The 13112-nt window shown below is 48.0% G+C and carries 13 protein-coding genes; 12 read left to right on the top strand and 1 reads right to left on the bottom strand.

The genetic code is table 11. From position 1 onward, the window contains the following. Nucleotides 1-83: 83 nt before the first annotated feature. Nucleotides 84-965, bottom strand: a complete 882-nt coding sequence (locus tag D081_RS08710; protein ID WP_085023811.1) for a LysR family transcriptional regulator — start codon at nucleotides 963-965, stop codon at nucleotides 84-86. Nucleotides 966-1318: 353 nt separating this feature from the next. On the opposite strand from D081_RS08710, the gene motA reads away from it, so the two are divergent. The 12 genes from motA to D081_RS08650 all read left to right on the top strand — a co-directional run bounded on the left by motA (nucleotide 1319) and on the right by D081_RS08650 (nucleotide 13033). After that, nucleotides 1319-2110, top strand: coding sequence for a flagellar motor stator protein MotA (gene motA, locus D081_RS08705; RefSeq protein ID WP_085023810.1), 792 nt, complete (start codon nucleotides 1319-1321; stop codon nucleotides 2108-2110). Nucleotides 2111-2113: 3 nt separating this feature from the next. Next, nucleotides 2114-2884, top strand: coding sequence for a flagellar motor protein MotB (locus tag D081_RS08700; protein ID WP_085023809.1), 771 nt, complete (start codon nucleotides 2114-2116; stop codon nucleotides 2882-2884). 67 nt (nucleotides 2885-2951) lie between these two features. Continuing rightward, nucleotides 2952-3323, top strand: coding sequence for a holo-ACP synthase (gene acpS / locus D081_RS08695; protein ID WP_085023808.1), 372 nt, complete (start codon nucleotides 2952-2954; stop codon nucleotides 3321-3323). Nucleotides 3324-3344: 21 nt separating this feature from the next. Continuing rightward, complete coding sequence (locus D081_RS08690; RefSeq protein WP_085023807.1) at nucleotides 3345-4223, top strand: NAD(P)H-hydrate dehydratase; 879 nt, start codon at nucleotides 3345-3347, stop codon at nucleotides 4221-4223. 146 nt (nucleotides 4224-4369) lie between these two features. Further along, nucleotides 4370-5449, top strand: a complete 1080-nt coding sequence (locus D081_RS08685; RefSeq protein ID WP_085023806.1) for a branched-chain amino acid aminotransferase — start codon at nucleotides 4370-4372, stop codon at nucleotides 5447-5449. Between the two features lie 237 nt (nucleotides 5450-5686). Next, a complete protein-coding gene (gene cdaA, locus D081_RS08680) occupies nucleotides 5687-6538 on the top strand; it encodes a diadenylate cyclase CdaA (protein ID WP_085023805.1) in 852 nt (283 codons plus the stop codon). After that, a complete protein-coding gene (locus D081_RS08675; protein ID WP_085023804.1) occupies nucleotides 6528-7460 on the top strand; it encodes a YbbR-like domain-containing protein in 933 nt (310 codons plus the stop codon). Before cdaA ends, D081_RS08675 begins: the two co-directional genes overlap by 11 nt. A 29-nt stretch (nucleotides 7461-7489) precedes the next feature. Further along, nucleotides 7490-9109 (top strand): NAD(P)/FAD-dependent oxidoreductase, encoded by a 1620-nt coding sequence (locus tag D081_RS08670; RefSeq protein ID WP_085023803.1) that lies wholly within the window; start codon nucleotides 7490-7492, stop codon nucleotides 9107-9109. Nucleotides 9110-9143: 34 nt separating this feature from the next. Then, entirely contained in the window at nucleotides 9144-10502 is a 1359-nt protein-coding gene (glmM, locus tag D081_RS08665) for a phosphoglucosamine mutase (protein WP_085023802.1), read from the top strand. After that, nucleotides 10502-11281 (top strand): sirohydrochlorin cobaltochelatase, encoded by a 780-nt coding sequence (locus D081_RS08660; RefSeq protein WP_085023801.1) that lies wholly within the window; start codon nucleotides 10502-10504, stop codon nucleotides 11279-11281. The genes glmM and D081_RS08660 overlap by 1 nt, the downstream gene beginning before the upstream one ends. A 250-nt stretch (nucleotides 11282-11531) precedes the next feature. Then, nucleotides 11532-11879 (top strand): OadG family protein, encoded by a 348-nt coding sequence (locus D081_RS08655; RefSeq protein WP_085023800.1) that lies wholly within the window; start codon nucleotides 11532-11534, stop codon nucleotides 11877-11879. Between the two features lie 20 nt (nucleotides 11880-11899). Beyond that, nucleotides 11900-13033: a sodium ion-translocating decarboxylase subunit beta gene (locus D081_RS08650; protein ID WP_085023799.1), complete on the top strand. Its 1134-nt coding sequence runs from the start codon at nucleotides 11900-11902 to the stop codon at nucleotides 13031-13033. The last annotated feature ends 79 nt before the right edge of the window (nucleotides 13034-13112 follow it).

Genomic DNA, 13112 nt, shown 5'->3' with positions numbered 1-13112 from the left:
AATAAAAAAGGCTTTGATTGTGCGTTGCCGCATAGTCAAAGCCTTTTGTTATGCTTGAGTGATATGTAACAGAGTAGTGCTGCTTAATGATGCTCATTAAGGGTATTTTTGCAGAAATCAATGAAGGATTGGGCTGCCTTTGATATATAGCGTTCCTTCTTCCAGGCCAGACCCAAATCTACATATATTGGATCCTCGAAAGGCAGAATCTTGATGCCCGGTGAACCCTTAACAATGAAGTCCAGCAGGAAGGAAATGCCCACATTGCTGCTGACCAGACCCTTGATGGTTTCTATCTGGTTGGACTCCAGTACAATGTTAGGGGATATATTTGCCATTTTCAGCTTGTTCAATACCATGTAACGCAGGAAGGAGCCTTCCTTCAGCATTATGAGATCCGCCTCACTAATGTCGTTAATGTTAATTGATTTCTTGCTGGCCAGGGGATGGTCCTCAGGCACGCAGGCCACGATCTGGTTTCGGGCCATAGGCAGCAGCTGAAGGCTGGAGGAAGCATCTGACAGGATAACGATGCCAAAATCAAGCTCGTCCCGTTCCAGCTGTTCGCGGATGGTCATGGAGCCTTCCTCATAAAGATAAATGTCAAGATGAGGGTAGAGGTGCTGGAAGCTGGAGAAAATTCTTGGGAAAAGGTAAGCGCCGATCATGGAAGGAATACCAATCTTGATGGTGCCCTTCTGCAGCTGCTTGTAGTCGTTTACCTCCAGTACGGCATCCTGAATGTTTCTCAGGGCCAGCTCAATGCGGTTGAGAAAAATAGTGCCCTCAGGAGTGAGTGAAAGCTGCTTCTGGCTCCGGTCAAAGAGCTGTATGCCCAGCTCCGCTTCAAGCTTCTTGATGGCTACGGTAATGTTTGGCTGGGATACATTCAGGCGCTCCGCAGCCCTGGTTATATTTTTTAACCGGCTGGCCATCTGAAAATATTCCAATTGTCTTAATTCCATTAGTAATCACTCCGATATAATACATAAGGATATTTCTGTGCGATAAATCAAAATTATCCGCTGATTATTATATCATATATTTTGCAAATATTAAATACTTCTTATATTAGTATAAGGAATATTTATTATTCTGTAATATTTACCAATATTTAGGCATTTAGTTTTTTGGTTTTTTGGAAAATTTGGTGTATAATGAATATATATTTATCGGTAGAGGTAGGATTTTTTTTACTTTTATTGAATATACACATTGTAAAGTATATTTGTTTTCTCTTATACGTATTATGTAGGGATAGAAACGGAAAAATGCAATCTATATATGTTTGTCCAGTTAGCAGCATGTAATGGGTTGAATGGGGGGAATTATTTTGGAATTAGCTACAATAGTTGGCTTGGTTATGGGTCTTATATCCGTATTCGTAGGTATGGTAATTAAGGGTGCTCCTATTTCGGCGTTGAATAACCCTGCGGCATTCCTTATCATCATAGGTGGTACGGCGTCATGTATTTTTATCGGCTTCCGTATGGATCAGGTGGTTAGATTCCCGAAGCTGATAGGCATGACCTTTAAGAAAAATAATCTGCAATCTTCCAGCGAGCTCCTGCAGCTGTTTATTGAGTTGTCCCAGTTGGCCCGTCGTGAAGGTATTCTGGCCCTGGAAAGTAAGGTTCAGGAGATTGAGGACCCATTCTTCCGCACTGGCCTTGGTATGGTTATCGATGGTATGGAGCCGGAATTCGTAAGTGATGTACTTGATGCGGAGCTGTCAATTATGCAGGCCCGTCATACAGAGAACCGTTCCATGTTTTCACAGGCCGGTACCTACGCACCGACACTGGGCGTACTTGGTGCCGTAGTAGGTCTGATTGCAGCACTTGGTAACCTGAACGATATCGATAAGCTGGGTCATTCCATCGCGGCGGCATTCGTTGCTACAATACTTGGTATATTCACCGGTTACGTATTGTGGCTCCCATTCTGTAATAAGCTGAAGATTTTGTCTGAGCAGGAAATTAATCAGAAACGTATGATTATCGAGGGTATATTGTCCTTGCAGGCAGGTGACTCTCCTACAGCAATAGAAGCTAAACTGATGGTATTTATTCCTCAGACGGCTCGTGAAGGCTTGAAGAAGGAGGAATAGTTCATGGCGAAGAAAAAAAGACCAAAGCCTCATGAAGAAGAAGCATCCGAGGCGTGGCTTCTGCCTTATTCTGACCTGATGACACTGCTCCTGGCCTTGTTTATCTGCTTGTTCGCAATTTCCCAGACTGATGAAACCAAGCTGACTCAGATGGCTCAGGCCTTCAGCTCGGCCTTTAATCTGGGCGGTCCGTCCTTCTTCCAGGGCGCCGGCCCGTCATCCACCAGCTCCCGTGATTATCTGTCCGATGAGGATGGCGGTGCTGAGGCATATCTGGCGGAGAATAATCAGCTGGAGGCTGTCAAGAGAAGTCTGGACCAGTATATTGATCAAAACGAATTACAGGAAGATTTAAGCACCACCCTTACAGAGGATGGGCTTATGATAAGAATCAAGGAGAAGGCTCTGTTCCCATCCGGATCAGCTGACCTGGTTCCGGGGGTACAGCGCATTGGTCCTGCCATTGCAGCATTGATAGCACCTATCCCTCAGCGTATTCTGATTTCCGGACATACGGATGATGTTCCTATCAACACTGCTCAGTTCCCTTCCAACTGGGAGCTCAGCTCTGCCCGTGCCCTGAATTTTATGAAGTACATTCTGGCCCAGGATTCCCGCATGAATCCGGCCCGGTTCAGTGCATTGGGCTGCAGCCAGTACAGGCCGATAGCTGATAATGTTACTGAAGAGGGGCGCACCCAAAACCGTCGGGTTGAAGTGCTCATTGAACGTGCAGTTCACCTTGACAGATCGGCAATGCAGTCAATTCGTTAAAAGTAAAAGGGCTCTGAGGGAGCCCTTTTTTGCTAGGTTTTTTTATTGCGTTTTAGGGAGAAATAGTATGATTATAGGCATTGGTGTGGATATTATAGAGCTGGATAGGGTGAAAAAGGCCATTTCCAGTGACGCCTTTATAAAGCGGGTTTACAGTCCGGGGGAAATAGAATACTGCCAGGCCCGGGGGAAAAGCAGTGTTCAATCCTTTGCGGGACGCTTTGCGGCCAAGGAGGCTATATTAAAGGCCTTTGGCACCGGACTTCGTGGGGGAGAGCTGGTGGATATTAATATATATAATGATGATTTGGGCTGTCCCAAGGTAAAGCTGACAGGCTGGTTCGGGGAATATGCCGAAAAAAAGGGCGTAAAAAATATCTGGATTAGCATCAGCCATTCAAAAAACAGTGCAGTGGCCCAATGTGTTTTAGAGGGATAAGGCGAATAAGAGGCGATTTTTATGAAGGAGTTAATCCCTATTGATAAGGCTTTGGTAAAGGAAATTTTAATGCCCCGCCCCAAGGAATGCCATAAGGGGACCTGCGGCCGGGTTTTGGTAATTGCCGGTTCCACAGGCCTGACTGGGGCGGCTGTCATGGCCTCCCAGGCTGCCATGCGGGCCGGGGCCGGTATCGTTAGCCTGGCCTGTGCCAAGAGTCTGAACGATATCTTTGAAATTAAGCTGACGGAGGTTATGACCATTCCCGTGGAAGAGGCCGATACAGGCTGTATAGGTATGGGTGCATTGGATACCTTGCTGGACAAGGCGGAGGAGTACGATGTGGCGCTCATCGGACCGGGGCTGGGCCGCCATGAAAGCACCATAAAGCTGGTGCGGGAATTTGTCCGTCAGACAGAAACCCAGCTTGTTATTGATGCCGATGCCCTGTATGCCTTTCGGGGGCAGGGCCTGCGCCTGAAGGAATGTAAAAAGGCACCGATTCTGACTCCCCATGTGGGTGAGCTGGCAGGACTGTTAAATTTGTCCGTAAACCAGTTACAGGCAAATTATCTGGATATAATCCGCAGGGCCGCCATGGGCTATCATGCCATATTTGTGGCCAAGAGTGAGGAGACTATTGTGGTTTATCCTGATGGACGGGCTTATGCAACAACCGTGGGAAATCCGGGGATGGCTACAGCCGGCAGCGGTGACGTTTTGGCGGGAACCATTGCCGGTTTATATGTACAGACCAGGAAAGGTGGGGCACCTCTGGCGGGGGTATATGTCCATGGACGGGCCGGTGATTTGTCCTATGCCGATAACGGCAATGGCCTTATCGCCACGGACATGATTGGCAAAATCGGTCCGGTACTGCTGGAGCTGGCAGAATCGTAGTTGCCTATCTGTAGACAGGAGTTTACAAAAAACACATCTTTTATACTAAAAATGCTTGATTTATTACAGTTAAAAGAATATAATTTTTTATTATATGTTTACACAAGTGCGTGGTTCACGTACAAAAAGTTAGGAGATGTATATTTATGGCAGACGTTCGTTTTGTGAAAGCGGATACTTTAAAGGCCAAGCCTGATGTAACAAAAATCGGCTTTGGTACTCACTTTACAGATTACATGTTTGTAATGGATTACGAGGAAGGAAAAGGCTGGTATGATCCACGTATTGTCCCTTATGAGGATATTAAGGTAAGCCCGGCCAACACTACTCTCCATTATGGCCAGGCTATTTTCGAGGGCTGCAAGGCATACCGCTATAAGGGCAACAAGGCAGTCGTATTCCGTGCCAAGGACCATATTGCAAGACTGAATAAATCTGCCAAGATTTTGGATATTCCTCAGGTGGATGAGAAGCTGGTTTATGATGCACTCATGCAGCTTATTGACCTTGAAAAGGAGTGGATTCCTGATGGCCCTGGCCAGAGCCTTTACATCCGCCCATTTATTTTCGCCAATGACCCATATCTGGGGGTTAGCGTCAGCAAGTGCTACAAGCTCATGATTATCCTGTCTCCAGTAGCAGCCTATTACGCTCATGGCTTTGCTCCGGTTAAGATTATGGTGGAGGATACCTATGTAAGAGCTGTTCGCGGTGGCCTGGGTGCTGCCAAGACTCCTGCCAACTACGCTGCTTCCCTTCATGCTGGACTGGTTGCCCATGAGAAGGGCTATGACCAGACCCTGTGGCTGGATGGCGTAGAGCGCAAGTATATCGGCGAAGTTGGTTCCATGAACATTCTCTTCAAGATTGACAATAAGATTGTTACTCCTGAGCTGGATGGAACAATTCTGGACGGTATCACCAGACGCACCGTGCTGCAGGTGGCCAAGGCTTGGGGCTATGAGGTGGAGGAGCGCAAGATTTCCACTGATGAGCTGCTGAAGGCTTACAAGGACGGCAAGCTGGAGGAGGTATTTGGCTCCGGTACTGCGGCAGTTATTTCTCCTGTCGGCGAGCTGGGCTATGACAATGCTGATACCAAAATGGTGTTCAATGACGGCAAAATCGGTCCGTTTGCCCAGAAGATGTATGATTATATCGACGGGCTTCATACCGGTGAGGTGGAGGATACCTTCGGCTTCATCGATGTGGCTGGTCAGTATTAACAGCAAAAGCAACGAAGGCGTTTCTCTTTTGGAGGAACGCCTTTTATTTACCTGTAATCACCTTGTTTTCATAAAAAACTGCTATTATAATTAATATAGTTGCAAAGTAACGAATTTTTGAGAATAATAGTACAATTTATTAATAGTTTTCTTAAAATTCATAGCAGGATTTTTTTTACTGATGATAGAATAAAAAATATATATAGTTGTGTGTAGGAACTACAAGGAGATTTTGATATGCCGTTTAATTTGCCAATTCCGTCCCAGATACACGGGCTGCTTAGAACTGTGGGGTTTTGGGATGTAATCGATATATTGATTGTAGCCGTAATCCTGTATAAGGTTTACGAGATGCTGCAGGATACACGGGCCATCACCTTGGTGAAGGGCCTTATTGTGCTGATGGTTGTTACTCTTGTGGCCAGCTTCCTGGAGCTCCATGTTATTTCCTGGCTGCTGCAGAAAACTGTAACCCTGCTGTTTGTGGCGTTGCCGATCGTATTTCAGCCGGAGCTGCGCCGGGCCCTTGAACGTCTGGGGCAGGGGCGCTTCCTGGGGTTGGATCAGTATCTTGATGTGGAGGAAGCCAATTCTCTGACAAATGAAATTGACAAGGCCGTATTCAATATGGCTGATAAGAAAATTGGTGCCCTGCTGGTTATCGAAAAAAATGTAGGTATCAATGAAATAATTGATACGGGAATCAAAATTGAGGGTCTCATAACTACTGAGTTCCTTATGAATGTATTTATTCCAAACACGCCTCTCCATGATGGTGCGGCGGTTATCCGCGGCAAGCGGCTGGTGGCTGCCGGCTGTTATCTGCCCCTTACGGAGAACCGCTCCCTCAGCAGTGAGCTGGGAACCCGTCACAGGGCGGCTATTGGCCTGTCAGAGCAGTGCGACGCGGTTATCATCATTGTCAGTGAGGAAACCGGTGTGGTTTCTGTGGCGGAAAATGGCCGTATTGAGCGCTATATGACCCATGACAGCCTGAGACAGCGGATTCGTCCGTTGTTTGTGAAGGAAAAGCCAAGCATGAAGTTTAAGGATATTATCGCAAATTGGAGGAAGAAAGATGATGAATAGAATTCAAAATTTATTCAGGCGTAATCTTCCTGCCAAGATACTGGCCATATTGGGGGCAGTGGTTTTGTGGTTTTTCGTAATGAATGAGCAGAATCCGGCGGTTAATTCCACCTTTACCGTGCCAGTGGGCATCGTTAATGAGCCTGCCAACCACAAGGTAACCCTCAGTACCCACGAGGTAAACATTGAGGTGAGGGCCCCAAGGGCTTCCTTTACTTCCGCCAAGGCAGAGGATTTTAAGGCCTATGTTGATTTGTCAGAGGCTGTTGACGGTACCAATAATGTAAAGGTGCGGACAGTGGTCCCTCAAGGCTTTGAGGTAGTAGACGTTTCCTCTGATGTCATAGAGGTTACCATGGAGGCCATCATAGACAAGGTGGTGCCTGTAGATATTCAGGTGACCGGAAATACCGGGGCCCACAGTGCATTGGAGAAGGTTACGCCGGCAAAGGGCCATGTCAGGGTATCGGGCACAAGAAGCAGTGTGGACCGGGTGAACCGGATAGTGGGATATATCAATCTGGCCAACAATACGGCCGATTTTGCCAACAAGGTTAAATTGACTCCGGTTGACTCGGCGGGCAATATGGTGGAATCTGTATCACTGGATTTCTCGGAAATGACGGTTACGGTCAAGATAATGAGCGGCGTCGATAAGAAGCTGGTACCAATAAAGCCGGTTTACAGCGGGAAACCGGGGTATAAGCTGATAGTGGGCGATACCACGACCCAGCCGGACAAGGTGGAAATCACCGGCAAGACTGAGCTGCTGGAAAAAATCAACGATATTGCCACTGAAACCATAGATGTCAGTGGGGCCACCGAAGATATTGTAAAAGACGTGAATCTTGTCCTGCCAGATGGTATAATATCTCCAAGCAGGAAAGTAACTGTAAAGATATTTTTTAAAAAAGTAAATTAAGGATTATGCAATAAGAGAGGTAAGCTGCTGTGATCAGGATTCAGAATTTCAATGTTTCCTTTGACGATACGACACCGCTTACTGTTCTGGCTGAAAAACGATTGGAATTACCACCTCACTCTGTCAGTGAGGTGGTAATTGTGCGTAAAGCCATAGATGCCAGACGCTACAAGGGTGCCAAAATAAAATTTGTATATATTCTGGATGTTGCTGTAACGGGCAACGAAAAAAAGATTATTAACCGCTTTCGGAAGGACAGGAATGTTGACTGGGCCCCGGACAAGGTGAAGCCAAAGCAATATCCTGCCCCGGAGGGCACGGACCAGCCACCTGTTATCGTGGGCTTTGGCCCTGCTGGAATGTTTGCGGCCCTGACCCTGGCCCGGGCCGGCTATAACCCTATAGTGGTGGAGCGGGGACGGGATGTGGACCGTCGCCATGAGGATATTCAAAGCTTCTGGGCGGGAGGCGCATTGTGTACCCAGTCCAATGTTCAGTTTGGTGAAGGGGGAGCGGGAACCTTTTCTGATGGCAAGCTGACCACCCGTGTCAATGACCCGCTGATAACCGCCGTGCTGGATGACTTTGTTGCAGCCGGAGCCCCTGAGGATATCAAGTATCTCCACAAGCCTCATATCGGTACGGATATGCTGCGGACAGTGGTTAAAAATATCCGGCTGGAGGTTATCCGTCTGGGGGGCAGGGTGCTGTTTGAAAGCCAGGTTACCGGTATCGAGAAGAACAGCGACGGCTCCTTAAAGGCTGTTATTGTCAATGACAGTGAACGTATAAACACCGGGGCGGCCTTTTTCGGCATTGGTCATTCTGCCCGGGATACTTATAAAATGCTGTATGAAAGCGGTCTCAGCATGGAGGCCAAGCCCTTTGCCGTGGGAGTCCGCATCGAGCATCCCCAGGAGCTGATTGACCGCAATCAGTACGGGGAGGACACGGGCCATGAGCGCCTGCCTGTGGCGGATTATGCCGTTACATACAATGATAAGGAAAAGGGCCGGGGTGCCTATTCCTTCTGTATGTGTCCCGGGGGCCAGGTGGTGGCCGCAACCTCAGAGGAGGGCGGCGTAGTAACCAATGGCATGAGCAATTATAAGCGGGATTCCGGGGTAGCCAATTCCGCCTTGCTGGTAACGGTCAATACCAAGGATTTTGCAGACCATGTGCTGGGGGGCATCGAGTTCCAGCGGAAATGGGAAAGGGCAGCCTTTAAGGCCGGCGGTGGCGAGTATTATGCACCGGTTCAGACAGTAGGGGACTTCCTTGGAGGAAAATCCGGCTCCACTGATTTTCTCATCCGTCCGTCCTATCAGCCGGGGTTCAAGGCAGTGGATTTGCATGAGTGCCTGCCGGATTTTGTCAGTGGCATGCTTACGGATGCCCTGCCATATTTTGGACGGAAAATTGCCGGCTTCGATGACCCGGGAGCAGTGATGACCGGCATTGAATCCCGTTCCTCGGCCCCATGCCGGATTATTCGCAATAAGGAGTCCTTTGAGTCCGAGAGCGTGGCCGGCTTCTACCCTATCGGCGAAGGAGCAGGCTATGCCGGGGGCATTATGAGTGCGGCCCTGGATGGAATGAATGCGGCACTTGCTTTTTTGGATAAAAAGGCTCATACTAAGAGAATGTGAATTTGAAATTACTCATTATGGAGGTTATTGATTTATGGCTAGATTATTTGGTACTGATGGTGTGCGTGGAGAGGCAAATGTTGAATTGACTCCGGAGCTGGCATATCGTCTGGGCAGAGCGGCAACTCTGTATTTTGGTGAAAATTCTGAGGCTATGCCAAAGATTCTCATTGGCCGCGATACCCGTATTTCTGGTCAGATGTTTGAGGCGGCCCTTTGTGCCGGTATTTGTTCCGCCGGTGGCCGGGCAATTATTGTGGGTGTTATCCCTACTCCGGCTATTGCATACCTTACCAAGAAAAAGAATGCCAACTGCGGTATCGTGATTTCCGCATCCCACAACCCATTCCATGATAACGGCATCAAGTTCTTTGGCGGCAATGGCTACAAGCTGCCGGATTCCGTGGAGGATGAGCTGGAGGCAATCGTAAGAAAGATTGAGGCGGGCAACGATGACTTCCCACGTTCCACCGGGGCCAAGATGGGCTATATTGATTACCGCCATAACTATATCAACGAATACAAGGACTTCATTCTGTCCACCTGCAAGGAGCGTTTTGACGGCATGAAGATTGTGCTGGATTGCTCCAATGGTGCAGCCTATGAGGTAATGCCAATGGTATTGAACAGCCTGGGTGCTGATGTTATCGTGCTGAACAATGCACCAAATGGCCGCAATATCAATGATAACTGCGGTTCCACCCACATGGACCGCCTGCAGAATGCTGTAGTCGGCCTGGGGGCTGATTTTGGTATTGCCCATGATGGTGATGCCGACCGTTGCCTCTGTGTGGATGAAAAGGGCAACATTATTGACGGTGACCACATTCTGGTAATGTGTGCCAAGGAAATGATGGCAGCAGGCACCCTTACCCACAACACTGTTGTAACTACTGTAATGGCCAATATCGGCTTCCACAAGGCTGTCAAGGAGCTGGGTGGTCGTGCGGAAATCACCAAGGTTGGTGACCGCTATGTACTGGAAAATATGCTGGCCAATGGCTACAAGCTGGGTGGCGAGCAGTCCGGCCATATTATTTTCACTGATTACAATACCACCGGTGATGGCCCTGTAACGGCTATCCAGGTATTGTCTGCCATTAAGCGCAGCGGCAAGAAGGCCTCTGAGCTCAATGAAATGATGGTAAGCTATCCGCAGCTTCTGGTTAATGTTGCTGTAAAGACCAAGGAGGGCTGGGAGGAAAACGCCAATATTAAGGCGGCTATCAAGGTCGGCGAGGAAAAGCTGGGCTCCGAGGGCCGTATTCTCGTTCGTCCTTCCGGTACTGAGCCACTTATCCGTGTAATGGCTGAGGGCCCGGATCAGGCCCAGCTGGATGTTATCTGTCATGAAATCGCTGATGTTGTCGTTGCAGAGCAGGGAGCAAGATAATGAAAAAGGCAATTGTTGTAACTACCTTTGGGGTAGGGGATAAGAACGTAAAAAAGAAGTGTATCGATACCCTTATTGCGGATATCCGTGAAGCTTTTCCGGATTATGATGTCTTTGAGGCCTGGACCAGCCGTTTTTTGATTAAAAAGCTGGCGGCCCAGGGGACAAATTATGAGACTCTGGAGGAGGTTCTGGGAGACCTTGAGGAGGCCGGCTACGAGAAGGTTGTGGTGGCGCCTACTCATTTGACACCGGGTCAGGAGTTTGACAACAAGGTCGTCAAAGTGGTGGAAGAGGTAAAGGACAAGTTTACGGAGGTCCATGTGGCAGAGCCGGCTTTGGCTGGGAAGGGCCCGGAGGATTATGAAGGAATTGCCGATATACTCTTTTATCTGGATTCCTTGGAGCCGGGTGAGGAGCTGCTCCTTATGGGTCACGGTTCACCACAGCGTCACAACCCTGTTTATGAGTGGGTACAGCAGTATGCTGACAAAAAGCATTTGCCGGTGCATATCGGTGTCCTGGAGGCGGAGGACCATCCAAATCTGGATGATGTATTGGAACGCCTTAAATCCAAGGGCGTTAAAAAAGTATTTATGCGGCCTATGCTGCTGACCGGCGGCGACCACGCTACCAAGGATATGGCGGGGGATGAGCCTGATTCCTGGAAAAACGTGGTAAGCGCGGCAGGCATCGAGGTGCGGTTTTCCACCAAGGGCTTGGGTGAGAACAATCTGTACCGTTCCATCTACATAAAACGCATCAAAAATGCCCTGTAATTCCATTAAGTTATAAAATTATGCCAAAATGGTTAATAAAAGTCTGTTATAACGGGACAAAAGCTGTTTTTTGTCCCGTTAAAACACTAAAATGAATATTTTTCCATTTAGAAATGGAAAAAATTGGGCAAGTGCGTTATAATAAGCAGTGTATCAAATGTGTTAAAAGGGGGGCACTGCTTCACCCTGAATAATTTTTATTCAAATTGAGGCGGTGACAGTTTTAAATTTTTTATAAGGCGGTGTATTTATGGAAACTCAGAATCCTATTGTCATTATGCTTATCAACATGACAATCGTATTCGCGGTGCTGTTTGTGTTAAGCCTTTACATCAGATTGATCCACAAGATTGATCCGACTGCAAAAGCAGCAGCAGCTCCAAAGGCAGCTCCGAAGGCAGCCCCAGCTCCTAAGACTGCGGCACCTGCTCCTGTTGTGGAGAAGGGGATTGCAGATGAGACCGTAGCAGCTATTGCGGCAGCTTTGGCGACTATGGGCGTGGGCTTTTCTCGTGTTAAGGCTATCAGGGTGGCTGATCGTCCTCAGTGGGGCGGCGCAGCTCGTCATGAAGGTCTTACCAGCTTAAAGATGAGATGATAAGGAGAAGTCATTAGAGTATGGATATATTAAGCGCATTTTTAACATCTATTCAGTCAGTATGGCTGGACAGCGGTTTTGCTTCCTTTACCTTTGGTAATTTTATTATGATTCTCGTTGGCCTGTTGCTTCTGTACATGGCCATCGGTAAAGAATTTGAGCCGCTTCTTTTGGCTCCGATTGCTTTTGGTTGTATCATGGCCAACTTCCCATGCACTGGTTTCCTCGAAGAACCGGGTGTTATGAAGATGATTAACTATGGTATTCAGTTTGAGATTTTCCCTCCACTGATTTTCCTTGGTGTAGGTGCCATGACGGACTTTGGACCGCTGCTTGCAAACCCTAACACCCTGTTCTTGGGTGCAGCTGCCCAGTTTGGTGTATTTATTTCCCTGGCTGGTGCAATGGCCTTGGGCTTCACCGCCCAGGAGGCTTCCGCTATCGGTATTATCGGTGGTGCTGATGGCCCTACTGCTATTTACATGGCATCCAAGATGGCTCCAAACCTTCTTGGTGCAATCGCCGTAGCAGCTTATTCTTATATGTCTCTGGTACCTCTCATTCAGCCTCCTATTATGAAGCTGATGACTTCCAAGGAAGAGAGAGCTATCAAGATGGAACAGCTCCGCAATGTTACTAAGTTTGAGAGACTGGTATTCCCAGTATCTGCTGCTATTATCATTTCTTTGCTGCTTCCACCTGTAGCCGCTCTTATCAGCATGCTGATGCTTGGTAATCTGTTCCGTGAGTCTGGCGTAACTGACCGTCTGTCTGATACTTCCCAGAATGCACTGTGCAACATCGTTACCATCTTCCTGGCAACCGGTACTGGTATGACTATGAGTGCCGAGCACTTCCTGACTGTACAGACTATTGAGATTATCCTCCTTGGTCTCCTGGCATTCGCTGGTGGTACTGCTGCCGGTGTACTGCTTGGTAAGGTTATGTGCCGTCTCTCCGGTGGCAAGATTAATCCGCTCATTGGTTCCGCTGGTGTATCCGCAGTTCCAATGGCAGCCCGTGTATCTCAGATGGTAGGCCAGAAGGCAAACCCTTCCAACTTCCTGCTGATGCATGCAATGGGCCCTAACGTAGCCGGCGTAATCGGTACTGCAGTTGCTGCAGGTACCATGATGGCTATGTTGGCTAAATAAAATCGTATATTCCTGCAAGCTGGTGTGCTTTTGTACACCAGCTTTTTTATGTGGAAAACCGTCTTCAAATTCGCATTAG

Origin of the sequence: Anaerovibrio sp. JC8 (genome assembly GCF_002100115.1) — a bacterium.
Taxonomy (GTDB): domain Bacteria; phylum Bacillota; class Negativicutes; order Selenomonadales; family Selenomonadaceae; genus Anaerovibrio.
The sequence above is the reverse complement of the archived record's forward strand: the minus strand, read 5'-3'. Positions and strand labels throughout refer to the sequence as shown.